The 24,058-nt window shown below is 59.7% G+C and carries 20 protein-coding genes; 1 reads left to right on the plus strand and 19 read right to left on the minus strand.

From position 1 onward, the window contains the following. Window positions 1–4 precede the first annotated feature (4 nt). From PSH57_RS23030 to rpsB, 19 genes are all read right to left on the minus strand, one after another. Entirely contained in the window at window positions 5–1,636 is a 1,632-nt protein-coding gene (locus PSH57_RS23030; protein WP_092401179.1) for a CTP synthase, read from the minus strand. Window positions 1,637–1,934: 298 nt separating this feature from the next. Then, window positions 1,935–3,236 carry a tRNA lysidine(34) synthetase TilS gene (tilS, locus tag PSH57_RS23035; RefSeq protein ID WP_305385735.1) on the minus strand — a complete coding sequence of 434 codons (1,302 nt, stop codon included), beginning with the start codon at window positions 3,234–3,236 and terminating at the stop codon, window positions 1,935–1,937. 150 nt (window positions 3,237–3,386) lie between these two features. Beyond that, entirely contained in the window at window positions 3,387–4,334 is a 948-nt protein-coding gene (locus PSH57_RS23040; protein ID WP_256232255.1) for an acetyl-CoA carboxylase carboxyltransferase subunit alpha, read from the minus strand. A gap of 151 nt (window positions 4,335–4,485) precedes the next feature. Next, the gene (dnaE, locus tag PSH57_RS23045) at window positions 4,486–8,007 is read right to left on the minus strand and encodes a DNA polymerase III subunit alpha (RefSeq protein ID WP_305385736.1); all 3,522 of its coding nucleotides are present in this window, start codon (window positions 8,005–8,007) and stop codon (window positions 4,486–4,488) included. Window positions 8,008–8,246: 239 nt separating this feature from the next. Then, window positions 8,247–8,891: a ribonuclease HII gene (gene rnhB / locus PSH57_RS23050; RefSeq protein ID WP_305390460.1), complete on the minus strand. Its 645-nt coding sequence runs from the start codon at window positions 8,889–8,891 to the stop codon at window positions 8,247–8,249. A gap of 11 nt (window positions 8,892–8,902) precedes the next feature. Next, a complete protein-coding gene (gene lpxB, locus PSH57_RS23055) occupies window positions 8,903–10,033 on the minus strand; it encodes a lipid-A-disaccharide synthase (RefSeq protein ID WP_305385737.1) in 1,131 nt (376 codons plus the stop codon). A 2-nt stretch (window positions 10,034–10,035) separates the two neighbouring features. Next, the gene (gene lpxA / locus PSH57_RS23060; protein WP_305385738.1) at window positions 10,036–10,812 is read right to left on the minus strand and encodes an acyl-ACP--UDP-N-acetylglucosamine O-acyltransferase; all 777 of its coding nucleotides are present in this window, start codon (window positions 10,810–10,812) and stop codon (window positions 10,036–10,038) included. Beyond that, window positions 10,809–11,249, minus strand: a complete 441-nt coding sequence (gene fabZ / locus PSH57_RS23065; protein WP_047227569.1) for a 3-hydroxyacyl-ACP dehydratase FabZ — start codon at window positions 11,247–11,249, stop codon at window positions 10,809–10,811. The genes lpxA and fabZ overlap by 4 nt, the downstream gene beginning before the upstream one ends. Before the next feature lie 108 nt (window positions 11,250–11,357). Beyond that, window positions 11,358–12,413 (minus strand): UDP-3-O-(3-hydroxymyristoyl)glucosamine N-acyltransferase, encoded by a 1,056-nt coding sequence (gene lpxD / locus PSH57_RS23070; protein WP_305385739.1) that lies wholly within the window; start codon window positions 12,411–12,413, stop codon window positions 11,358–11,360. 3 nt (window positions 12,414–12,416) lie between these two features. Next, complete coding sequence (locus PSH57_RS23075; protein WP_047227567.1) at window positions 12,417–12,920, minus strand: OmpH/Skp family outer membrane protein; 504 nt, start codon at window positions 12,918–12,920, stop codon at window positions 12,417–12,419. A gap of 45 nt (window positions 12,921–12,965) precedes the next feature. After that, window positions 12,966–15,341, minus strand: a complete 2,376-nt coding sequence (gene bamA, locus PSH57_RS23080; RefSeq protein ID WP_305385740.1) for an outer membrane protein assembly factor BamA — start codon at window positions 15,339–15,341, stop codon at window positions 12,966–12,968. A gap of 74 nt (window positions 15,342–15,415) precedes the next feature. Further along, a complete protein-coding gene (gene rseP, locus PSH57_RS23085; RefSeq protein WP_305385741.1) occupies window positions 15,416–16,768 on the minus strand; it encodes an RIP metalloprotease RseP in 1,353 nt (450 codons plus the stop codon). 52 nt (window positions 16,769–16,820) lie between these two features. Then, window positions 16,821–18,011: a 1-deoxy-D-xylulose-5-phosphate reductoisomerase gene (gene ispC, locus PSH57_RS23090; RefSeq protein WP_305385742.1), complete on the minus strand. Its 1,191-nt coding sequence runs from the start codon at window positions 18,009–18,011 to the stop codon at window positions 16,821–16,823. Next, entirely contained in the window at window positions 18,008–18,814 is an 807-nt protein-coding gene (locus PSH57_RS23095; protein ID WP_047227564.1) for a phosphatidate cytidylyltransferase, read from the minus strand. Before PSH57_RS23095 ends, ispC begins: the two co-directional genes overlap by 4 nt. Beyond that, window positions 18,814–19,569, minus strand: a complete 756-nt coding sequence (uppS, locus tag PSH57_RS23100) for a polyprenyl diphosphate synthase (RefSeq protein WP_305385743.1) — start codon at window positions 19,567–19,569, stop codon at window positions 18,814–18,816. The genes PSH57_RS23095 and uppS overlap by 1 nt, the downstream gene beginning before the upstream one ends. A gap of 13 nt (window positions 19,570–19,582) precedes the next feature. Then, on the minus strand, window positions 19,583–20,140 hold the full coding sequence (frr, locus tag PSH57_RS23105) for a ribosome recycling factor (RefSeq protein ID WP_305385744.1): 558 nt from the start codon (window positions 20,138–20,140) through the stop codon (window positions 19,583–19,585). After that, a complete protein-coding gene (pyrH, locus tag PSH57_RS23110; RefSeq protein ID WP_003184915.1) occupies window positions 20,137–20,880 on the minus strand; it encodes a UMP kinase in 744 nt (247 codons plus the stop codon). The genes frr and pyrH overlap by 4 nt, the downstream gene beginning before the upstream one ends. Before the next feature lie 211 nt (window positions 20,881–21,091). Next, window positions 21,092–21,955 (minus strand): translation elongation factor Ts, encoded by an 864-nt coding sequence (tsf, locus tag PSH57_RS23115; protein ID WP_305416124.1) that lies wholly within the window; start codon window positions 21,953–21,955, stop codon window positions 21,092–21,094. 193 nt (window positions 21,956–22,148) lie between these two features. Beyond that, window positions 22,149–22,886, minus strand: coding sequence for a 30S ribosomal protein S2 (rpsB, locus tag PSH57_RS23120; RefSeq protein WP_003198231.1), 738 nt, complete (start codon window positions 22,884–22,886; stop codon window positions 22,149–22,151). A 376-nt stretch (window positions 22,887–23,262) separates the two neighbouring features. On the opposite strand from rpsB, the gene map reads away from it, so the two are divergent. Continuing rightward, complete coding sequence (gene map / locus PSH57_RS23125; RefSeq protein WP_305385745.1) at window positions 23,263–24,045, plus strand: type I methionyl aminopeptidase; 783 nt, start codon at window positions 23,263–23,265, stop codon at window positions 24,043–24,045. The last annotated feature ends 13 nt before the right edge of the window (window positions 24,046–24,058 follow it).

Genomic DNA, 24,058 nt, shown 5'->3' on the forward strand with positions numbered 1-24,058 from the left:
CGTTTTATGCCTTCTTCTGGTGTTGAGCCAAAGCGGCTTTCACGAAACCACTGAACAGCGGGTGACCGTCCCGTGGCGTCGAGGTGAACTCGGGGTGGAACTGGCAAGCAACGAACCATGGATGATCCGGGGCTTCGACTACTTCCACCAGCGCGCCGTCACCGGAACGACCGGAGATTTTCAGGCCTGCTTCGATCAGTTGCGGCAGCAGGTTGTTGTTCACTTCGTAGCGATGACGGTGCCGCTCGACGATCACATCCTTGGCGTAGCAATCATGCACCTTGGAGCCGGCTTCAAGCAGGCACTCCTGGGCACCGAGACGCATGGTACCGCCCAGGTCGGAGGTTTCGGTGCGTACTTCCACGGCACCGGTGGCATCTTCCCACTCGGTGATCAGGCCCACGACCGGGTGGCCGCTGGCGCGATCAAATTCCGTGGAGTTGGCGTCCTTCCAGCCCATCACGTTACGGGCGAACTCAATGACCGCCACTTGCATGCCCAGGCAGATGCCCAGGTAAGGCACCTTGTTTTCGCGAGCGTACTGAACAGCGGTGATCTTGCCTTCCACGCCCCGCAAGCCGAAGCCGCCCGGCACGAGGATCGCATCGGCGCCTTCAAGCAAGCCAGTGCCCTGGTTCTCGATGTCTTCGGAGTCGATATAGCGCAGGTTGACCTTGGTGCGGTTGCTGATGCCGGCGTGACTCATCGCCTCGATCAGCGACTTGTAGGCATCCAGCAGTTCCATGTACTTGCCGACCATGGCGATGGTGACTTCGTGTTCCGGGTTGAGCTTGGCATCGACCACCGCTTCCCATTCGGACAGGTCGGCGCTGGCGCACTGCAGGCCGAAACGCTCGACGACGAAATCGTCCAGGCCCTGGGAGTGCAGGATGCCCGGGATCTTGTAGATGGTGTCAGCGTCTTCCAGGCCGATCACCGCACGCTCTTCGACGTTGGTGAACTGGGCGATCTTGCGACGCGAAGAAATATCGATCGGGTGATCGGAGCGGCAGATCAGCACATCTGGCTGCAGGCCGATGGAGCGCAGCTCCTTGACCGAGTGCTGGGTGGGCTTGGTCTTGGTTTCGCCGGCAGTGGCGATGTACGGAACCAGGGTCAGGTGCATCAGCATCGCGCGCTTGGCGCCGATTTCGAAACGCAACTGGCGGATGGCTTCGAGGAACGGCTGGGACTCGATGTCACCCACCGTGCCGCCGATTTCGACCATCGCCACGTCGGCGTCGCCGGCACCCTTGATGATGCGGCGCTTGATTTCGTCGGTGATGTGCGGGATGACCTGGATGGTCGCGCCCAGGTAATCACCACGGCGCTCCTTGCGCAGCACGTGCTCGTAGACTCGGCCGGTGGTGAAGTTGTTGTTCTGGGTCATGGTCGTGCGGATGAACCGCTCGTAGTGGCCCAGGTCCAGGTCGGTCTCGGCGCCGTCGTGGGTGACGAACACTTCACCGTGCTGGAACGGGCTCATGGTGCCCGGGTCGACGTTGATGTACGGGTCCAGCTTGAGCATGGTGACCTTAAGTCCCCGCGCCTCCAGGATGGCCGCCAATGAAGCCGAGGCAATGCCTTTCCCCAATGAAGAAACAACACCGCCCGTGACGAATATGTAGCGCGTCATGAAAAACCCTAGAAGTCTGCGTTAAAGCGGTCCGAGCCGCCGGGGAAAGCGAAGGAAGGCCGAAGCCCCCGATCACCTGCATTAATCACAGTGCACCTTTCAAAAAAACCGCCGCGTTGGGACAGACCGGAAGTGAAATCACCGGTACGTTGCTCGCTACACATTTTTTGGAATCGCCCAGCAAAGACTGCTTGGTAATCGGCAACTCCTGCAATTCAGGCGAATCCACAGAAGTTGTATCAAGAAGGGAGCGTAGTCTACCGGAAAGCCCCTTTCAGCTCAAACCCAGATCTTGGCTTCATGGCTGCCAGATCAGTTGCCAGTTGCCATCAATGCCGCTGTCGAGTCCTGGCAGGTTAGCCACCGCCAGCAATTGCTCGTTGCGATACAGCAGCGGCAATCGACCGCGCGCAAACGCCGGCACGCCGCTTTCGTTGAGCAAACGTTTGAGGTCGCGGTGGCCACGGCCGGGCAACATCATGACTTCACCTCCCTGACGATAGCGGACGCAGAGCGGCCCGTCGGGAATTTTACCGTCGAAGGTCACCTTGCCGTTGTCTGGCAGGTCCAATGCTTGAGCAGTCAGCGTCCATTCTACGGGGGCCGCGACCGGTCGCAGCCAGTGGTCGGATAACCACCAGACGCGCCCGCCGGCCCGGTGCAGTTCACCACCCGCCAATCGCCAGATCGGCCCTGTATCGTGCGCCGCATCGCGTAGTGAGTCCCAGCCGAACCAGTGATCGCTGTCGGGTAGTGTGGTCATCGAAACCAGCCAATGACTCAACGCGTTACGCTGACGGGCCGGCGCCAAGGCTTGCAACGGGGCCAACTCAAGCGACCGCAACCCAAGCCAGTCGAACGCACTGGGCGTGATGGCTCGGTCCAGATCGATTTGCGCCAGCTCAGCCAGCAAGCCTTGGGCCTCACCCATGTGCGCAGCGCTGCGCGCCAGGGCCACCGCTGCCTGGGGCCACTGCTCGGTCAATACCGGGAAAACTCGCTGACGCAGGAAATTGCGTGCGTACCGGTGATCGTCGTTGGAAGGGTCTTCGATCCAGCTCAAGCCCTGCTGCGTCGCGTAGGCTTCAAGTTCCGCACGGGACACATCAAGTAGTGGCCGCACCAGTTGGCCCCTCCCCAAGGGGCGCTGTCCAGGCATGGCCGACAATCCCCTCACACCCGCTCCACGCAGTAAGCGAAACAACAGGGTTTCAGCCTGATCGTCGCGGTGCTGGCCGGTGAGCAGCACTTCATTGCTGTGGAGCTCCGCCACGAAAGCACCATAACGCGCCTCCCGGGCGGCGCGCTCGACGCTGGCGCCGGGCTGGACTTGCACACTCACTACCTCAAGCGGCACCCCAAGGGCCTTGCAGACCGAGCGACAATGCTCCGGCCATGCATCGGCCACAGCCTGGAGGCCATGATGGACGTGGATAGCACTGAGCGGTGGCAGGGTTTGGGTTTTTGAGAGCGACGCGAGCAGGTGCAGCAAAACGGTGGAATCGAGGCCACCGGAGAAGGCGATGCGCCAGGCGGCGGCGTTGCGCCAGGGGGAGAGTTGGGTGAGGAGCCGGGTTGGCAGATCGTTGCTGGTGTTCATGGATTTCAGCCTTGGCACAAATCAAATGTGGGAGCGGGCTTGCTCGCGAAGGCGGTGAATCATTCAACACATGAGTTGAATGTTAAACCGCTTTCGCGAGCAAGCCCGCTCCCACATTGGCTCCCCACAAACGCTGGAAGCTTGGTCGGATCAGAGACCGTAGCTCATCAGCCGCTCATAGCGACGGGTCAGCAGCGCGTCGTTGTCAAAATGCTTGAGCATCGACAGTTGCGAACTCAGCTCGGCGCGAATCAGTGCCGCAGCCGCGGCCGGATCACGATGAGCGCCGCCCACCGGCTCGCTGATCACTTTATCCACGATCCCCAGGCCCTTGAGACGCTCAGCGGTGATGCCCATGGCTTCGGCGGCATCCGGCGCCTTCTCGGCGGTTTTCCACAGGATCGAGGCGCAGCCTTCCGGCGAGATCACCGCGTACGTGGAATATTGCAGCATGTTCAACTGATCGCAGACGCCGATGGCCAGCGCACCGCCGGAACCACCCTCGCCGATCACCGTAGCGATGATCGGGGTCTTCAGCCGCGCCATCACACGCAGGTTCCAGGCGATCGCTTCGCTCTGGTTGCGCTCTTCGGCGTCGATGCCAGGGTAAGCGCCCGGCGTGTCGATGAAGGTCAGGATCGGCATCTTGAAGCGCTCGGCCATTTCCATCAGGCGGCAAGCCTTGCGATAGCCTTCCGGACGCGGCATGCCGAAGTTGCGGCGCACCTTTTCGCGTACTTCCCGGCCTTTCTGGTGGCCGATGATCATCACTGGCTGGTCGTCCAGACGGGCAACCCCACCGACGATCGCGGCGTCGTCGGAGAAATGACGATCGCCGTGCAGTTCATCGAACTCGGTGAAGATGTGATCGATGTAGTCCAGGGTGTATGGACGACGTGGGTGACGCGCCAGGCGGGCGATCTGCCAACTGGTCAGCTTGCCAAAGATGTCTTCGGTCAGCGTGCGGCTTTTGTCCTGCAGACGAGAGATTTCATCGCCGATATTCAGCGAATTGTCATTACCGACCAAGCGCAACTCTTCGATCTTGGCTTGCAGGTCGGCGATCGGCTGTTCGAAATCTAGAAAATTCGGGTTCATAGGCGTCCGTCTTGGGTCGACGTCCAAGAGAGCTTGGGCCGGCCGGTTGTCTATTCGCGCCCTACCTTAAGGGAGAGGCGCGTTCAGGTCGAGATTAAAAATTCGGGTCGAGATCAGGGCCGCTCCCAGGTTCAGGAGTGGCACCTGGCCGTCAACGGTATTGGAGGAAGACGTTGTCTTTGCCGAACTGGTCACGCAAGGCTTGAATCAACGCATCCGCCGGATCGATCCGCCAGCCTTCGCCGAACTGCAGCACAGCCTTGGCGTCGGGGCGCACGTACTCCATGGTAATCGGGCAAGCACCGCGATGGCGCTTGAACAACTCCCCCAGCCAGCGTAGCTGATCGCCCTTGAGATCCTGGGTCTGCAATTTCAGGCGCAGGCTCTCGGCCAGGTTGGTCCGGGCATCCTCCATGCTCATCACCCGCTTGACCCGCAGCCGCAGGCCACCGGAAAAATCGTCGTTGCTGACTTCGCCTTCCACCACCACCATCGCGTCGGTCTGCAACAACGACTGGGCCGAATGGAACGCCTCGGCAAACAACGACGCCTCGATGCGCCCGGAGCGGTCGTCGAGGGTGATGAAGCCCATCTTGTCGCCCTTTTTGTTTTTCATTACCCGCAGGGCAATGATCATACCGGCGACGGTCTGCGTGTCACGAGCCGGCTTCAGATCAATGATGCGCTGGCGGGCGAACCGGCGGATCTCGCCTTCGTATTCGTCGATCGGGTGACCCGTGAGGTACAGGCCCAAGGTGTCCTTCTCTCCCTTGAGACGCTCCTTGAGGGTCAGCTCCTTGGCCTTGCGGTGATTGCCGTAGACATCGGCATCTTCCTCGACGAACAACCCGCCAAACAGGTCGGCGTGGCCACTGTCGTGGGTACGGGCGGTTTGCTCAGCGGCCTTGATCGCTTCCTCCATGGCCGCCAGCAGCACTGCGCGGTTACGGTCGATGTTGGCTTGGTAGGCTTTGGGTTCATCCTGGAAATAAGGGCCCAAGCGGTCGAGCGCGCCACTGCGGATCAAACCATCGAGTGTGCGCTTGTTGATACGCTTGAGATCGACCCGGGCGCAGAAATCAAACAGGTCCTTGAACGGTCCGTCCTGACGGGCTTCGGTGATGGCTTCCACCGGCCCTTCACCCACGCCCTTGATCGCCCCCAGTCCATAAATGATGCGGCCTTCGTCGTTGACCGTGAACTTGAACTCCGAAGCGTTCACGTCCGGCGCGTCGAGGCGCAGCTTCATGGTCCGCACTTCTTCGATCAAGGTCACGACCTTGTCGGTGTTGTGCATATCCGCCGACAGTACCGCCGCCATGAACGGCGCCGGGTAATGGGCCTTCAGCCAGGCGGTCTGGTAGGACACCAGGCCGTAGGCGGCCGAGTGGGATTTGTTGAAACCGTAACCGGCGAATTTTTCTACCAGGTCGAAGATGTTACCGGCCAGATCAGGGTCGATGCCGTTGGTGGCGCACCCGTCAATGAAACCACCGCGCTGCTTGGCCATTTCCTCGGGCTTTTTCTTACCCATGGCCCGACGCAGCATGTCCGCGCCGCCAAGGGTATAACCGGCCATGACCTGGGCAATCTGCATCACCTGTTCCTGATACAGGATGATGCCGTAGGTCGGTGCCAGCACCGGCTTCAAGCCTTCGTACTGATAATCCGAGTGCGGATACGCCAGTTCGGCGCGCCCGTGCTTGCGGTTGATGAAGTCATCCACCATGCCCGATTGCAGCGGGCCCGGACGGAACAGGGCCACCAGTGCGATCAGGTCTTCCAGGCAGTCGGGCTTGAGCTTTTTGATCAGCTCCTTCATGCCCCGGGATTCAAGCTGGAACACTGCCGTGGTTTCGGCTTTTTGCAACAGACTGTAGGTCGGCTTGTCATCCAGCGGAATGAAGGCAATGTCCAGTGGCGCTTCGCCGACCTTGGCCCGGTCGCGGTTGATGGTTTTCAGTGCCCAGTCGATGATCGTCAGGGTGCGCAGGCCGAGGAAGTCGAACTTCACCAGGCCCGCCGCCTCGACGTCATCCTTGTCGAACTGGGTCACCAGGCCGTCGCCTTCTTCATCGCAATAGATCGGCGAGAAGTCCGTCAGCTTGGTCGGCGCGATCACCACGCCCCCGGCGTGCTTGCCGACGTTACGCACCACGCCTTCGAGCTTGCGGGCCATCTCCCAGATTTCCGCCGCTTCTTCATCGACCTTGATGAAGTCCCGCAGGATTTCTTCCTGCTCGTAGGCCTTTTCCAGGGTCATGCCGACTTCGAACGGAATCATCTTCGACAGGCGATCGGCCAGGCCATAAGACTTGCCCTGCACCCGCGCCACGTCACGCACCACCGCCTTGGCGGCCATGGAACCGAAGGTGATGATCTGGCTCACCGCGTTACGGCCGTATTTCTCGGCCACGTAATCGATCACCCGGTCGCGACCGTCCATGCAGAAGTCGACGTCGAAGTCGGGCATGGAAACCCGTTCCGGGTTGAGGAAACGTTCGAACAGCAGGTCGTATTCCAGCGGGTCGAGGTCGGTGATCTTCTGCACGTAGGCCACCAGCGAACCGGCACCCGATCCACGGCCTGGCCCTACCGGCACACCGTTGCTCTTGGCCCACTGGATGAAGTCCATCACGATCAGGAAGTAACCGGGGAACCCCATCTGGATAATGATATCCAGCTCGAAATTCAGCCGGTCGACATAGACCTGGCGCTTGGCTTCGTAATCTTCGGTGGTGTCCTTGGGCAGCAGGACGCTGAGGCGCTCCTCAAGGCCGTCGAAGGACACTTTGCGAAAATACTCGTCGATGGTCATGCCATCGGGAATCGGGAAGTTGGGCAGGAAGTGCTTACCCAGCTTCACATCGATGTTGCAACGTTTGGCGATCTCGACGGTGTTTTCCAGCGCTTCCGGCAGGTCGCTGAACAACTCGGCCATTTCCTCGGCGCTTTTGAGGTATTGCTGATCGCTGTAGTTCTTCGAGCGACGTGGATCATCGAGCGCCCGGCCTTCACCGATGCAGACGCGGGTTTCGTGGGCTTCGAAATCTTCCTGCTTGATAAATCGCACGTCGTTGGTCGCCACCAGAGGCGCGCCGATCCGGTCGGCCAGGGCTACGGCGGCATGCAGGTGTTCTTCGTCGTTGGGCCGATTGGTGCGCTGCACCTCGATGTAGAAGCGGTCCGGGAACACCGCCATCCAGTCGCGGGCCAGCACTTGGGCTTCTTCGGCGTTGCCACTGAGCAAGGCCAGGCCGATCTCACCCTCCTTGGCCGCCGACAGCATGATCAGCCCTTCGCTGGCCTCGGCCACCCACTCGCGCTCGATGATGATCGAGCCGTTGCGCTGACCATCGATAAAGCCGCGGGAAATCAGTTCGGTGAGGTTGCGGTAACCCACGGCGTTCATCACCAGCAGGCTGATGCGGCTCAGCGGCGCATCCGGGTCTTTGTTCGACAACCACAGGTCGGCCCCGCAGATCGGCTTGATCCCGGCGCCCATGGCATTTTTGTAGAACTTGACCAGCGAACACATGTTGTTCTGGTCGGTGACCGCCACGGCAGGCATGTTCATGCCCACCAGGGTCTTGACCAGTGGCTTGATCCGCACCAGGCCATCGACCAGGGAGTATTCAGTGTGCAGGCGTAGATGAACGAATGAAGCCGGCATAGTGATCCTGCGTTAAGTCATGAAAACAACAAGGCCCGGATTGTACCGGGCCTTGGGTAAAACATCAGCCAGGAGTATCCCGCCAGGCAATTGTGCACACTACTTTGTGGCGAGGGGATTTATCCCCGCGGGGACGCAAAGCGGCCCTTTAGCTGATAGCCCGGTGCTTGAAGGGCCTTGGGGCTGCTTCGCAGCCCAGCGGGGATAAATCCCCTCGCCACACATCCGCACTCGCCTTTTTATGCAACGGGAGTCCGATTATCCAGGATCAATCCCTCACGCGCTTCATAAGCCAGCCGCACCGGCGCGAACGAGCGCCGATGGATGGGCGTCGGCCCAAGGCGCGCCAGGGCTTCCAGATGAACGGGCGTCGGGTAGCCTTTGTGACCGCCGATGCCGTAACCCGGGTAGATCAATTCGAAGGCGCTCATTTCCCGGTCACGGCTGACCTTGGCCAGAATCGATGCCGCCGCGATGGCCGGCACCTTGCCGTCGCCCTGGATGACCGCTTCGGCGCGCATCGACAGTTTCGGGCAACGGTTGCCATCGATCATCGCCAGTTTCGGCGTGATGTGCAGGCCTTCCACGGCGCGCTGCATGGCCAGCATCGTGGCGTGCAGGATATTCAGCTCATCGATCTCTTCCACTTCGGCCCGGGCTATACACCAGCTCAGGGCTTTCTCACAGATTTCGTCGTAGAGTTTTTCACGACGGGCCTGGGTGAGCTTTTTGGAATCGTTGAGGCCCAGGATGGGCCGGTTCGGGTCGAGAATCACCGCGGCCGTCACCACCGCGCCGCACAAAGGGCCACGGCCTACCTCATCAACACCGGCCACCAGCTCTTCAACTTCAGCGACCAGATTGAAGTCCAGGCCCATCTGCAGTTTCACGTTACTCATGGTTTGGCGCCAATCAGGGTCAAAACCGCGTCAGCTGCCTGGTTCGAGGCATCGCGACGCAAGGTACGATGAATTTCGTCAAAGCCCCGGGTCTGCTCCTGGCCGCCATCGATCAAGGGCGACAGCGTATTGGCCAGGGCATCGGCGGTGGCCTCGTCCTGCAGCAGTTCTGGCACCAGCACGCGCTGGGCTAACAGGTTCGGCAAGGAGATGTAGGGGCTCTTGACCATGCGCTTGAGGATCCAGAACGTTAGCGGCGCCAGGCGATAGGCGACCACCATCGGGCGTTTGTACAGCAACGCCTCGAGGGTAGCAGTGCCGGACGCAATCAACACGGCATCACACGCAGCCAGTGCGAGATGGGAGCGGCCGTCGAGCAGCGTGACTGGCAGATCACGGCCGGCCAGCAGTGTTTCAAGCTGAGCCCGGCGTTGCGGGCTGGCACAGGGCAGGACGAAACGCACGCCGGGACGCATCGCCTGCAGGCGCTCGGCGGCGTCAAAGAACAAGCCCCCCAGGCGACTTACCTCGCCGCCACGGCTGCCGGGCATCAAGGCCACCAGCGGACCGTCGGGCAGCCCCAACGCCTGGCGAGCCCCGTCACGGTCGGCCTCCAGCGGAATGGTATCGGCCAGGGTGTGCCCGACAAACCGTACCGGCACGCCCTTCTCTTCGTAGAATCGGGCTTCGAACGGCAGCAGCGTCAGCATCAGGTCGCAACCTTCGCGGATTTTCAACACGCGCTTCTGCCGCCAGGCCCAGACCGAGGGGCTGACGTAGTGCACCGTCTTGATACCGGCCTGGCGCAACTTGAGTTCGATATTGAGGGTGAAATCCGGCGCATCGATACCAATGAACACATCCGGTTTTTCGTCGATCAGGGTCGCGATCAGCTTCTTGCGGCGAGCCAGCAATTCGCGCAGGCGTCCCAATACTTCAACCAGCCCCATCACCGACAAGCGCTCCATCGGGAAGTAGGACGTCAGTCCTTCGGCTTGCATCAACGGTCCGCCCACACCGATGAACTCGATCGCGGGGTGCTGCGCCTTGAGCGCGCGCATCAGACCGGCGCCCAGAATGTCACCGGAAGCCTCTCCTGCCACCAGTGCTATACGCAAATTAGCCATGGTTAGCGAGTGATGCCGCGAGTCGAGGACTGGATGGAGTCGCGGAATATCGCGACTTCCGGGAACTGCGCCGAAGCCTCGGCCAGCTCGGCGAGTGCCTGTTCGACGGTCAGCCCCTGGCGGTACACAACCTTGTAGGCGCGCCGCAACGCCGTGATCGCTTCTTCGCTGAAACCACGACGGCGCATGCCTTCGAAATTCATGCTGCGGGCTTCAGCCGGGTTACCGAACACGGTGATATAGGCCGGGACGTCCTTGCCGATGGCAGTGCCCATGCCGGAGAAGCTGTGGGCGCCGATATGACAATACTGATGGACCAACGTAAACCCGGACAGGATCGCCCAGTCGTCCACGTGCACATGGCCGGCCAACGCGGTGTTGTTGACCAGGATGCAGTGGTTGCCAATGACGCTGTCATGACCGATGTGGGCGTAGGCCATGATCAGGTTATGGTCGCCAAGGGTCGTTTCGGAACGATCCTGAACGGTGCCACGGTGAATCGTCACGCCTTCGCGGATCACGTTGTGATCGCCAATGACCAGACGGGTTTCTTCACCTTTGTACTTGAGATCGGGCGTGTCCTCGCCTACCGAAGAAAACTGGTAGATGCGATTGTGCCGACCGATCCGGGTCGGCCCTTTGAGTACCACATGGGGACCAATCACCGTACCCTCGCCGATTTCCACACCTGGGCCGATGATCGACCATGGGCCGACCTCGACATCCGCGGCCAGAACGGCCGCCGGATCGATGATTGCGCGAGGGTCAATCAAACTCATAGTTTGCGTTCCGCACAGATGATTTCAGCGGAGCAGACCGGCTTGCCGTCGACCGAAGCCTGGCATTCGAACTTCCAGATCTGGCGCTTGCAACTGATGAATGTGGCTTCGAGGATCAGTTGATCGCCCGGGGTGACCGGCTGGCGAAAACGCAGCTTGTCGGAACCGACGAAGTAATAAAGCGTGCCATCGGCAGGCTTCACGTCGAGCATTTTGAAACCAAGGATCCCGGCAGCCTGAGCCATTGCTTCGATGATCAGCACGCCAGGCATGATTGGATGCGCGGGGAAGTGACCATTGAAGAACGGTTCGTTGATGCTGACATTCTTGTAGGCGCGAATCCGCTTGCCTTCAACGTCAAGTTCCACCACCCGGTCCACCAGCAGGAACGGGTAACGGTGAGGCAGGTATTCGCGAATCTCGTTGATGTCCATCATTTCGGGGGGAAGCCTATGTAAAGATTGGAAGCGCACGATCGACGCGCGCCCCTCTAGCAAATCAAGGAGGCAGTCTAGCGGCTGTGCACACTTGATATGGAAATGGTATCAGCCATCTGATGAAGCATTACCGTCAGGGGTCACGTCCCCTACACGCTTTTCCAACTGACGCAGACGCCGCGCGATGTCATCGAGCTGGCGGATTCGGGCCGCGCTCTTGCGCCATTCGGCCGCCGGCTGCATCGCCGTACCGGAAGAATAAGCACCCGGTTCGGTGATCGAATGAGTCACCATGGTCATTCCGGTGAGGAATACGTTGTCACAGATATCGATGTGTCCCACCAGCCCCACACCACCGGCGAGCATGCAGTGCTTGCCGATCCGGGTGCTGCCGGAGATGCCTACGCAGGCGGCCATGGCGGTATGGTCACCGACCTGGACGTTGTGGGCGATCTGGATCTGGTTGTCGAGCTTGACGCCATTGCCAATGACCGTATCAGCCAGGGCACCACGGTCGATCGCGGTGTTGACGCCGATCTCCACGTCATCGCCGACCGTAACACCGCCGATCTGGGCGATCTTTTGCCAGATCCCCTTCTCCTTGGCAAAACCGAAACCTTCACCGCCCAACACCGCGCCAGACTGGATCACGACCCGCTTGCCGATTCGCACGTCGTGATACAACGTGACCCGCGGAGCCAGCCAACCACCTTCACCGATCTCGCAGCGCGCGCCTATGAAGCAATGGGCACCCAACGTAACGCCGGCGCCGATCCGGGCTGCGCTTTCGATGACGACAAAAGGACCGATGCTGGCCGAGGGATCAACCACCGCATCCGCCGCGATAACCGCGCTGGGATGAATGCCGGGGGCCGACTTGGGCTTGGGGTCAAACAAATGTGAAATCCGCGCATACGCCAGATAAGGATCCGGGACGATCAGCGCATCGCCTGCGAACCCTTCGGCATCGGCAGGCTTGAGCAACAGCGCTGCGGCCCGGCTGTCAGCCAGGTATTTGCGGTATTGAGGGTTTGCCAGGAAGCTCAACTGAGCTGGGCCAGCCTCTTGTAAAGTGGCTAGCCCAGTGATGACCTTCTCCGGGTCGCCACGCAGGGTGGCGCCAAGGAACTCGGCCAACTGGCCGAGCTTGATAGTCGCTGTCATGGATTACTTCAGCTGATTCATGCGCTCGATAACCTGGCGCGTGATGTCGTACTGAGGTTTGACATCAATCACTGCGCCACGCTCGAACACCAGGTCAAAACCACCTTTCTTGATGACTTCTTCCACCGCCCTGTCGAGCTTTGGCTTGAGCTGCTTGAGCATCTCGCGGTCGGCAACGGCTTTCGCTTCGTTCAGTTCCTTGGACTGAAACTGGAAGTCACGAGCCTTTTGCTTGAACTCAAGCTCCAGACGCTCACGCTCGCCCTGAGCCATTTTGTCGCCACCGGAGACCAGACGATCCTGGATACCCTTGGCGCTGCTCTCCAGGCTCTTGAGCTTGGTCAGTTGCGGGCCGAACTTCTTCTCGGCATCCACGGCGTATTTCTTCGCCGCGTCGGATTCCAGCAGGGCCATCTGATAGTTCAGTACGGCGATCTTCATGTCGGCAAAAGCCGGACCTGCGACCATCAAGGTCGCCAGGAGAACCAATTGAGTCAACTTACGCACGATGTACTCCTACAAAATCCATTGTCGTTATCTTGGGTCAAACGCTTAGAACGTCTGGCCGAGGGAGAATTGGAACACTTGGGTTTCAGCGTCATCCGGTTTCTTGATCGGCATCGCCAGGGCGAAGCTCAAAGGACCCAGCGCGGTGACCCAGGTCACACCCACGCCCACGGAACTTGCCAGGTTGCTCAGGCTGATGTCGTTGCACTGGGTATTGGACCTGGTGCCGTCGGTGTTGGTGGTGTCCTCGCACGAAGAGTCGAATACGTTACCCACGTCCCAGAATACCGAGGTACGCAAGGAGCGCTGATCCTTGACGAACGGCATCGGGAACAACAGCTCTACACCGCCCTGGATCAGGACATTACCACCGAACGGCAGCGGATCCTGGTCCGGATCACGTATGGTTCCCGGGTTGGTGCCCTTGCTCGGCGTACTGCGCGGGCCAAGGGTGCTGTCCTTGAAACCACGGACCGAGTTGAAACCACCAGCATAGTAGTTCTCGTAGAACGGCAAGCCGTCGGTGGAACCATAGCCGTCGCCATAACCCAGCTCAGTGTGCAGACGCATGGTGTAATTATCAGACAGCGGCTGGAACAGTTGACCACGATAGTCGAGCTTGAAGAACGAGAGATCGCTGCCAGGGGTGGTAGTTTCCAGTACCAGGCTCTGGGAACGGCCACGGGTCGCCAGTACGCCTTTGTTCAGGGTCGACTCGGACCAACCGACAGACGCCTTGAAGTTCAGGTACTTGTCGCCTTCCTTTTCAACGAAGTCAAAAATCTCGTCAACGGTATAACGCCCGGTGCTGATCTCGTCCTGCTGGGCGGTGAGACCGAACGTCAGACGCGAAGTCTCGCTGATTGGATAACCCACGTTGACGCCTGCACCCAGGCTGTCCACGGCATAGCTGGAGATGTCGGAGTCGAGCTCGTCATAGTCAGTGGTGCGATAGAAGGCGTTGTAGCCCAGGCTCACACCGTCTGCAGTCCAGTAGGGGTCGACGAAACCGAAGTTGTAGCGGGTCTGGTATTCGCTGCGGGTCAGGCCGACGCTGACCCGGTTACCGGTACCCAGGAAGTTGTTCTGGGTGATCGAGCCGCCGAGGATCAGACCGGCGCTCTGGGCGAAACCGACGCTGGCGGTGATCGAACCGGAAGCCTGCTCTTCAACGCTGTAGTTCACATCGACCTGGTCATCAACGCCGGGCACTGCCGGAGTCTCGACGTTGACTTCCTTGAAGAAGCCCAGGCGTTCCAGGCGAGTCTTGGACTGGTCGATCAGGTAAGTCGATGCCCAGCCACCTTCCATCTGGCGCATTTCACGGCGCAGCACCTCGTCCTCGGACTTGGTGTTGCCACGGAAGTTGATGCGGTTGACGTAGGCACGCTTGCCCGGATCCACGGCGAAGGTGATGTCGACGGTATGGTCTTCATCGTGTGGCTGAGGCACGCCGTTGACGTTGGCGAAAGTATAACCTTCGTTACCCAGGCGCCGGGTGATCAGTTCGGAAGTGGTGGTCATCAGCTTGCGCGAGAACACCTGGCCCTTCTGCACCAGCAGCAGCGACGTGACCTGGTCTTCGGGGACCTTCAGGTCACCGCTGAGCTTGACGTCACGAACGGTGTACTTGTCGCCTTCGTTGACGTTGACGGTGATGTAGACGTGCTTCTTGTCCGGGGTGATGGACACCTGGGTCGAAGCGATATCCATGTTGATATAGCCACGGTCCAGGTAGTAGGAACGCAGGCGCTCCAGGTCACCAGAGAGTTTTTCGCGAGCATACTTGTCGTCATTCTTGAAGAACGACAGCCAGTTGGTGGTCTTGAGCTCGAACAGGTCGATCAGGTCTTCATCCGGGAAAACCGTGTTGCCCACCACGTTGATGTGCTGGATGGCCGCAACGGTGCCTTCATTGATGTTGACCTTAAGGCCTACGCGGTTGCGCGGCTGCGGTACCACTTCAGTGTCGACGGTGGCCGAGTAACGACCCTGGGCAACGTACTGGCGTTGCAGCTCGTTACGAACACCTTCGAGGGTGGCGCGCTGGAAGATTTCGCCTTCGGCCAGGCCGGATTGTTTGAGGCCCTTCATCAGGTCTTCAGTGGAGATCGCCTTGTTGCCTTCGATCTCGATACTGGCGACCGACGGCCGCTCAACTACCGTGATGACCAGGACATTGCCGTCACGACCCAGTTGGATATCTTGAAAGAAGCCGGTTTTGAACAGCGCACGAGTGGACTCCACCAGGCGCCGATCATCCGCCTGCTCGCCGACGTTTAACGGCAAGGCACCAAAGACACTACCCGCGGAGACCCGCTGGAGGCCATTGACGCGAATATCAGAGATAGTGAAGGACTCGGCGTGAACTTCGGCGATCATCAATACGGTGAGAACCGCAGTTAGCAGCAGACGTTTCATGAAGTCCTTTCTTATTCCAACTGGCAATAAACAAACTGCCGCAAAATGCGGCAGATTCGCAATTCAGCGAAGCGTTACAGACGACCCAAATCGTTGACCAAGGCAAGCAACATCACCCCGACCACCAAGCTGATACCGATCTGTATCCCCCAACCTTGCACCCTATCCGACAAGGGACGACCACGCGCCCACTCGATCAGATAAAACAGCAGATGCCCCCCATCCAGTACCGGAATGGGCAGCAAATTCAGAACCCCCAGGCTAATGCTCAGATAAGCAAGGAAATTCAGGAAATCAGCGACGCCCGACTGGGCAGAAGCGCCCGCCACTTTAGCAATGGTTATCGGTCCACTCAAGTTTTTTACCGAGAGCTCGCCGAACAACATTTTCTTGAGCGAATCGAGGGTCAGGATGCTCATGGTCCAGGTACGACGCGCGCCCTCGCCAATTGCCGCCACAGGGCCGAAGCTGACCTCACGAACCATCTCCGGTGGCCAGTCGACGGCCTTGACGCCGGCGCCCAGATAACCGGTCGGCGTCTTGCTCTCGCCACGAGCGCCCAAGGTCACCGGGACGTCAATTGGAGCACCGTCGCGTTCGACGCGCAGCACAATTTTGGTATCAGGACGTACACGAACCGAATCGACCACCTGCTGCCAGTCGCTGACCGGCAGGCCATCAAGCGACAGCAGCCGATCACCGGTCTTCAGGCCTGCTGCCTGGGCCGGGCCTTTCGGATCAAGCTCGGCCAGCACCGGCGGCAACGCAGGTCGCCAAGGCCGAATGCCCAGGGAACGGATCGGATCCGGCTCGTCGGCACCCTTGAGCCAGTTATCCAGCACCAGCTCGCGAGGCGACTGCGTCGTCGAACCTTGCTCACGCACCACCAACTGCAACGAGCCGCTCTCGCCCAGACGCCGCACTAATTGCAGATTCACCGCCGCCCAGCCCGAGGTGGGCTCGCCATCGATGGCGACGATTTCCTCGCCCGCACCCAGACCCGCCCGTGCGGCTATGCTGCCGGCCTCGACCGCGCCGATGACCGGCCGCACCTGCTCGCTGCCCAACATGGCCAGGGCCCAGAAAAAAACCATGGCCAGTAAAAAGTTGGCAATCGGCCCCGCCGCCACAATGGCGATACGCTGACGGACGGTCTTGCGATTGAAGGATTGGTCGAGCTGATCGGCGGGCACTTCACCTTCGCGCTCGTCGAGCATTTTCACGTAGCCGCCCAGCGGAATGGCTGCCACGACGAACTCGGTGCCTTTTTTGTCATGCCAGCGCAGCAGCGGCATGCCGAAACCGACGGAAAAACGCAGAACCTTGACGCCACAGCGACGCGCGACCCAGAAATGCCCGAATTCGTGAAAAGTGACCAGCACACCCAATGCAACCAGGGTGCCGACAATCATATAGAGCGCGCTCATCTGTTTTCTCCGCAATCCTGCCCAGGACAACCCTGGCTAACGTACCGCAGCCTCAACGCCCGTGCCGCTTCAACCATTGGCCCGCCAGCTCGCGAGCCCTGGCGTCCGCCGTGAATACCGCATCGAGGTCATCGAGCGAAACCACGGCCTCGAGGTTCAAGACCTCCTCGATGATACTCGCGATCTCGAGGTAACGGACACGTCCGTCGAGAAACGCTGCAACCGCCACCTCATTGGCGGCGTTAAGCATGGCCGGAGCACTGTTGCCCGCCTCGGCCGCCTGTCGCGCCAGACGCAGGCATGGAAAGCGCTGCTCGTCCGGCGCCTGGAAATCCAGGCGGGCAATGGCAAACAGGTCCAGCGGCGCCACGCCCGAATCGATCCGCGCAGGCCAGGCCAGTGCATTGGCGATCGGGGTGCGCATGTCCGGGTTGCCCAACTGGGCCAGTACCGAACCGTCGATGTAGTCCACCAGGGAGTGGATCACGCTCTGCGGGTGAATCACTACCTCGACCTGGGAAGGCTTGGCATCGAACAACCAGCAAGCCTCGATCAATTCCAGGCCCTTGTTCATCATGCTGGCCGAATCCACGGAAATCTTGCGTCCCATGGACCAGTTCGGGTGAGCACAAGCCTGCTCCGGTGAAACATGCACCAATTCTTCCAGCGGAGTCTGCCGGAACGGGCCGCCGGAAGCTGTCAGTAAAATCCGCCGAACCCCCACTGCGCCCAGGCCGCGGGAAAAATCCTGCGGCATGCATTGAAAAATCGCATTGTGCTCGCTGTCGATGGGCAACAACACCGAGCCGCTTTTGCGCACCGCCTGCATGAACAGCGCGCCGGACATTACCAAAGCTTCTTTGTTGGCCAGCAGGATCTTCTTGCCAGCCTCCACTGCCGCCAGCGTCGGACGCAAGCCCGCCGCACCGACAATCGCCGCCATCACCGCGTCGACTTCAGGATCGGAGGCCACCTGACACAAGCCCTCCTCCCCCACCAGCACACGGGTAGGCAAGCCTGCCGCGCGCAAGTCGTCCTGCAAGACCCGCGCAACGCCAGCCTCGGGCACCACGGCGAACCGCGGGGTGTGGCGCACGCACAGCGCCAGCAGCTCACTCAAGCGAGTGAAACCACTGAGGGCAAACACCTGATAGCGCTCCGGGTGCCGGCCGATGACGTCAAGTGTACTCAGACCAATCGAACCGGTAGCCCCCAGGACGGTGATGTATTGAGGGCGACTCACGATGCCGCCATCCACAACAACACGGCAAAGATCGGAATCGCAGCGGTGAGGCTGTCGATGCGATCCAGCACGCCACCATGGCCGGGCAGCAGATTACTGCTGTCCTTGATGCCGGACTGACGCTTGAACATGCTTTCGGTCAGATCGCCGACCACCGAAACAAACACGATGAGGGCGGCGCCAAACAGGCCCATCAGCAACTGCCCGGCACTCCACTCGCGCACGACGCCGACCACGGCCGTAATCACCAGGCTCAAGGCCAGGCCGCCATAGACCCCTTCCCAGCTCTTGCCAGGACTGACCTTGGGTGCAAGCTTGCGCTTGCCGAACGCCCGCCCGGAGAAATAGGCACCGACATCCGCGCCCCAGACCAACACCATCACGGCCATGATCTGCCAGTTGCCCAACGGGCCTTGCTTGATCCAGATCAGCCCTTGCCAGGCCGGTAGCAGGATAAGCAGGCCAATCACCAGCTTCGCGGCAGCGCCTGCCCAATGATGCGTGGTCCGCGGATAGGTCAACACCAGGAAGGTCGCCGTGGCCCACCACAAGACCGCCGCACCCAGTACCCAGGGCGCGATACCCGGCACCAGGTACATGACGAACAGCATCGCCGCCACGGCCACGGCGTAGGCCACGCGCGCAGACTGCGCAGGGAAACCCGCCAGGCGCGCCCACTCCCACGCCCCCAAAGTCACGACCAACCCGATGAACAGCGCGAAACTGGCGCCTTCAAGCAGGAAAAATCCACCCAGGGCAATGGGCAAGAGGATCAGGGCGGTGATGATTCGTTGTTTAAGCATTAAACCCGGGCTCCAGCTTCGATCTGCTCACTCGTTTTACCGAAGCGACGCTGACGGGAAGCGAAATCGGCCAGCGCCGTGCGCATGGCTTCGTGTTTGAAGTCCGGCCAGAACAGGTCGGAGAAGTACAGCTCAGCGTAGGCCAGCTGCCAGAGCAGGAAGTTACTGATGCGATGCTCGCCACCGGTGCGAATGCACAGGTCCGGCAACGGCAAGTCGCCAGTGGCCAGACAGGCCTGCAACAACTCGGGCGTGATGTCTTCCGGCCGCAGATGCCCGGCCTGGACTTCCCGCGCGAGCCGTTGGGCCGCCTGGGCGATGTCCCACTGGCCGCCATAGTTGGCGGCAATTTGCAGGACGAACCGATCGGCACCCGCCGTGGCGGCCTCGGCTTCGCGCATTGCGGCCTGCAACTCGGGATGAAAGCGCGAGCGATCACCAATGATGCGCAGGCTGATACTGTTGTCGTTGAGGCGCTTGGCCTCACGCCGCAGGGCCTTGAGGAACAGGTCCATCAAGGCACTGACTTCATCGGCCGGACGCTGCCAGTTCTCGCTGGAGAAGGCGAACAGGGTCAGTACCTCGACCCCGGCCTCGGCACACACCTCGATGACCGCGCGAACTGCATCAACCCCCGCTTTATGCCCGGCAACGCCAGGCATAAAGCGCTTCTTGGCCCAGCGATTATTGCCGTCCATGATGATTGCCACGTGACGCGGAACCGCGAACGGCACGGCCTGCTTGGTCTTTTCCATGAAAACGAGACCCTTATACGGCCATCAGGTCTTTTTCTTTCTGCGCCAAATCCGCGTCGATTTTAGCCACGTACTTCTTGGTCAGGTCATCAATCTCGCCAGTGGCGCGACGCTCTTCGTCTTCGCTGATTTCCTTTTCCTTGACCAGGTCCTTGAGCTGACTGTTGGCATCACGGCGGATATTACGCACGGCGACGCGAGCGTCTTCAGCCACATCACGGGCCTGCTTGGTGAAGCCCTTACGGGTTTCCTCGGTCAGGGCCGGCATGGAAATCAGCAGCAGCTCACCCAGGTTGGTCGGGTTCAGGTTCAGGCCGGCACTGCCAATGGCCTTGTCGACCGCGCCCAGCATGTTGCGCTCAAAGGCAACGACTTGCAGGGTCCGGGCATCCTTGACGGTGATGTTGGCCACTTGCTTGATCGGAGTATCAGCGCCGTAGTACGGCACCATCACGCCTTCGAGGATGCTTGGGTGCGCCTGGCCGGTACGAATGCGACCGAAGTTGTGTGCCAGCGACTCCACGGATTTCTGCATGCGCTCTTGAGCGTCTTTCTTGATTTCGTTGATCATTGTTGTGCTTCCTCGATCAGTGTTCCTTCGGCGCCACCATGCACGATATTCAGCAGGGCGCCGGGCTTGTTCATGTTAAAAACGCGCAGCGGCATCTTGTGGTCGCGGCACAGGCAGATAGCCGTCAGGTCCATGACACCCAGCTTGCGATCCAGTACTTCATCGTAGGTCAGATGATCGAACTTCTCGGCATGCGGATCTTTGAACGGGTCAGCGGTATAGACGCCATCGACCTTGGTTGCCTTGAGCACGACATCGGCATCGATCTCGATCGCTCGCAGGCAGGCGGCCGAATCCGTGGTGAAGAACGGATTACCGGTGCCGGCGGCAAAAATCACCACTTCCTTGGCATTGAGGTGGCGCATCGCTTTGCGGCGGTCGTAGTGATCGGTCACGCCGACCATGGAGATGGCCGACATTACGATGGCCGAGATATTGGCACGCTCCAGCGCGTCACGCATAGCCAGGGCGTTCATCACAGTGGCCAGCATGCCCATGTGGTCGCCCGTAACCCGATCCATGCCGGCCGCGCTCAGCGCTGCGCCGCGGAACAGGTTGCCGCCGCCGATAACCAGGCCGACCTGAACGCCGATCCCGACCAACTGGCCGACTTCCAGGGCCATGCGATCCAGCACTTTCGGATCGATCCCGAACTCTTCCGAGCCCATCAGGGCCTCGCCGCTAAGCTTGAGTAGAATGCGTTTATAGCGAGCCTGATAACCACTGCCCTGCTGAGCCATTGCGAATCTCTCCTGCGGCGTATTTTCGAAAATTCTTTCAGGCTGTTTGCAGCCTGCGTTCACTCTAGCTTGACGCTGACACAGCGCCATCGGAACACGGCTTTGTAAGCCAGTTCCGACAGGAAACCAATAAAAATCGGCATCCCCATCCAAAAAGAGGCTGCGCGCGTAAGCGGGCAGCCTCTTCAGGGCGACAGTTGTAAAAACCGTCTTATTGCTTGCTGGCAGCCAGTTGAGCAGCCACTTCTTCAGCGAAGTTGTCTACTGGCTTCTCGATGCCTTCGCCCACTTTGAAGTAGGTGAAGGAAACGATTTCAGCGCCGCCCTTCTTGGCCAGTTCACCGACCTTGATTTCAGGGTTCTTGACGAAGGCCTGCTCAACCAGGCTGGCTTCAGCCAGGAACTTGGTGATACGACCGGCAATCATTTTTTCAACGATTTCGGCTGGTTTGCCTTTGATCTTGTCTTCGTTGAGCTGCATGAACACGGCTTTTTCGCGCTCAATGGCATCAGCGGAAACTTCCGACGGCAGCAGGAACTCTGGGTTGCTGGCAGCGACGTGCATCGCGATGTCTTTGGCCAGCTCGACGCTACCGCCTTTGAGGGCTACAACGACGCCGATCTTGTTGCCGTGCAGGTAAGAACCGACAACATCACCTTCGACGCGAACCAGACGACGGATGTTGACGTTTTCGCCTACTTTGGCAACCAGGGCTTCACGAGCCGATTCCTGAGCGGCAATCAGCGGAGCTGCGTCGGTCAGTTTGTCGGCGAATGCTTTTTCTACACTGGCAGCAACGAATGCCTTGAAGTCGTCTTGCAGGGCCAGGAAGTCAGTCTGAGAGTTGACTTCGATGATAACGGCAGCTTTACCGTCATCCTTGATACCGATCGCGCCTTCAGCGGCAATGTTGCCGGCTTTCTTGGCAGCCTTGATGGCGCCCGAAGCACGCATGTCATCAATGGCTTTCTCGATGTCGCCGCCAGCCTTGGTCAAGGCTTTCTTGCAGTCCATCATGCCTTCGCCGGTACGCTCGCGCAGTTCTTTGACCAACGCTGCAGTAATCTCTGCCATTTTCAAATTCCTCTTGGATAGGTTTTCAACCATTCCACCCGACCGAACGGGCGATCAATTCTTCCTGAACCACCCTTTGTTAGCCGCTGCACGTTACAGATGCTGTAGCTGCGCTGCTGACAAATGGTTTTCGAGGTGGCAAAAAGGGGGCCAAGCCCCCTTTTTGCTTACTGAGTCAACGCCAGGGCGTCAATTACTCAGCGGCTGCTGCCGGAGCTTCTTCAGCGAAGACTTCGGTGCCGCCATTCACGTTGTTGCGACCACGGATGACAGCGTCAGCCATCGAACCCATGTACAGCTGGATGGCGCGAATGGCGTCATCGTTGCCTGGGATGATGTAGTCAACGCCTTCCGGGCTGCTGTTGGTATCGACAACGCCGATGACCGGGATACCCAGCTTGTTGGCTTCGGTGATCGCGATGCGCTCGTGGTCAACGTCGATCACGAACAGTGCGTCAGGCAGACCGCCCATGTCCTTGATACCGCCCAGGGAGCGGTCCAGCTTCTCAAGATCGCGGGTGCGCATCAGCGCTTCTTTCTTGGTCAGCTTGGCGAAAGTACCGTCTTCGGACTGAACTTCAAGGTCACGCAGACGCTTGATGGAAGCGCGAATGGTCTTGAAGTTGGTCAGCATGCCGCCCAACCAGCGGTGATCGACGTACGGCGAACCGCAACGTGCTGCTTCTTCAGCAACGATCTTGCCAGCGGAACGCTTGGTGCCGACGAACAGAATCTTGTTTTTGCCCTGGGCCAGGCGCTCTACGAAGGTCAGTGCCTCGTTGAACATTGGCAGGGTTTTTTCAAGGTTGATGATGTGGATCTTGTTACGCGCGCCGAAAATGTACTTACCCATTTTCGGGTTCCAGTAACGGGTCTGGTGACCGAAGTGCACACCGGCCTTCAGCATATCGCGCATGTTGACTTGGGACATGATAGTTCCTTGATAAGTCGGGTTTGGCCTCCACGTATCCCAATGACCAACCAGCGACTTATATAAGCCGAAGGCACCCAGGTCATCGTGTCGACACGTGTGTGGATTTAAGCTTGCGGGGTCATCCCCGGAAAGCGGCGCATTTTATACCACAGCAAGGGCGAAAACGGAACACGGATTCTGAAAACCTGGCGAAGCACCGCTCCCACGGCCCTTTCATTGCCTGTGGATACAGCCTTTGATAGAGAGAAGCGATGCATGCAGGCGCGGATTTGCGCTGATCGTCTGTTAGAATCGCGTTTTTCAGGGCTGCCCGGATCATCATCCGCCGCCTATTTCGTTTTGAACAGCGCCGTCGGGCGCAGAGAGAGCCTGTATGACCGTTACCCTCAAAACCCCCGAGGACATCGCAAAAATGCGTGTCGCCGGCAAACTCGCCGCCGACGTGCTGGAAATGATTGCCGAACACGTCAAGCCGGGCGTTACCACCGAAGAACTGGACCGGATCTGCCACGACTACATCGTCAATGAGCAGAAAGCCATCCCTGCTCCGCTCAATTACAAGGGTTTCCCGAAGTCGATCTGCACCTCGATCAACCACGTGGTCTGCCACGGCATCCCCAACGAAAAGCCGCTGAAGGATGGCGACACCCTGAACATCGACGTCACCGTCATCAAGGACGGCTATCACGGCGACACCAGTCGCATGTTCCATGTCGGCAACGTGCCGGAATGGGCCCAGCGCCTGTCGAAAGTCACCCAGGAATGCATGTACATGGCCATTGAACTGGTGAAACCGGGCTGCCGCCTGGGAGACATCGGCGAAGTGATCCAGAAACACGCGCAGAAGAATGGTTTCTCGGTGGTACGCGAGTTCTGCGGCCACGGTATCGGCAAAGTGTTCCATGAAGAACCGCAGATCCTGCACTACGGCCGTGCCGGCACCGGCATGGAGCTGCAAGCGGGCATGACCTTCACCATCGAGCCAATGATCAACCAGGGCCGCGCCAACACCAAGGTACTGGGTGACGGCTGGACCGCCATCACCAAGGACCGCAAGCTGTCAGCCCAGTGGGAACATACCTTGCTGGTCACCGAGACTGGGTACGAGATCTTCACCCTGCGCAACGATGACACCATCGCCCGCGTTTCCGCCTGATCCACAACCCAGC

The sequence above is a fragment of the Pseudomonas hefeiensis genome, assembly GCF_030687835.1.
Classification (GTDB): Bacteria; Pseudomonadota; Gammaproteobacteria; order Pseudomonadales; family Pseudomonadaceae; genus Aquipseudomonas; species Aquipseudomonas hefeiensis.

Bases quoted from the DNA above. Each gene is read 5' to 3' on its own strand.
- PSH57_RS23030 (WP_092401179.1), bottom strand. From the start codon at position 1,636: ATGACGCGCTACATATTCGTCACGGGCGGTGTTGTTTCTTCATTGGGG.
- tilS (WP_305385735.1), bottom strand. From the start codon at position 3,236: ATGAACACCAGCAACGATCTGCCAACCCGGCTCCTCACCCAACTCTCC.
- PSH57_RS23040 (WP_256232255.1), bottom strand. From the start codon at position 4,334: ATGAACCCGAATTTTCTAGATTTCGAACAGCCGATCGCCGACCTGCAA.
- dnaE (WP_305385736.1), bottom strand. From the start codon at position 8,007: ATGCCGGCTTCATTCGTTCATCTACGCCTGCACACTGAATACTCCCTG.
- lpxB (WP_305385737.1), bottom strand. From the start codon at position 10,033: ATGGCTAATTTGCGTATAGCACTGGTGGCAGGAGAGGCTTCCGGTGAC.
- lpxA (WP_305385738.1), bottom strand. From the start codon at position 10,812: ATGAGTTTGATTGACCCTCGCGCAATCATCGATCCGGCGGCCGTTCTG.
- fabZ (WP_047227569.1), bottom strand. From the start codon at position 11,249: ATGATGGACATCAACGAGATTCGCGAATACCTGCCTCACCGTTACCCG.
- lpxD (WP_305385739.1), bottom strand. From the start codon at position 12,413: ATGACAGCGACTATCAAGCTCGGCCAGTTGGCCGAGTTCCTTGGCGCC.
- bamA (WP_305385740.1), bottom strand. From the start codon at position 15,341: ATGAAACGTCTGCTGCTAACTGCGGTTCTCACCGTATTGATGATCGCC.
- rseP (WP_305385741.1), bottom strand. From the start codon at position 16,768: ATGAGCGCGCTCTATATGATTGTCGGCACCCTGGTTGCATTGGGTGTG.
- PSH57_RS23095 (WP_047227564.1), bottom strand. From the start codon at position 18,814: ATGCTTAAACAACGAATCATCACCGCCCTGATCCTCTTGCCCATTGCC.
- uppS (WP_305385743.1), bottom strand. From the start codon at position 19,569: ATGGAAAAGACCAAGCAGGCCGTGCCGTTCGCGGTTCCGCGTCACGTG.
- frr (WP_305385744.1), bottom strand. From the start codon at position 20,140: ATGATCAACGAAATCAAGAAAGACGCTCAAGAGCGCATGCAGAAATCC.
- pyrH (WP_003184915.1), bottom strand. From the start codon at position 20,880: ATGGCTCAGCAGGGCAGTGGTTATCAGGCTCGCTATAAACGCATTCTA.
- tsf (WP_305416124.1), bottom strand. From the start codon at position 21,955: ATGGCAGAGATTACTGCAGCGTTGGTCAAAGAACTGCGCGAGCGTACC.
- rpsB (WP_003198231.1), bottom strand. From the start codon at position 22,886: ATGTCCCAAGTCAACATGCGCGATATGCTGAAGGCCGGTGTGCACTTC.
- map (WP_305385745.1), top strand. From the start codon at position 23,263: ATGACCGTTACCCTCAAAACCCCCGAGGACATCGCAAAAATGCGTGTC.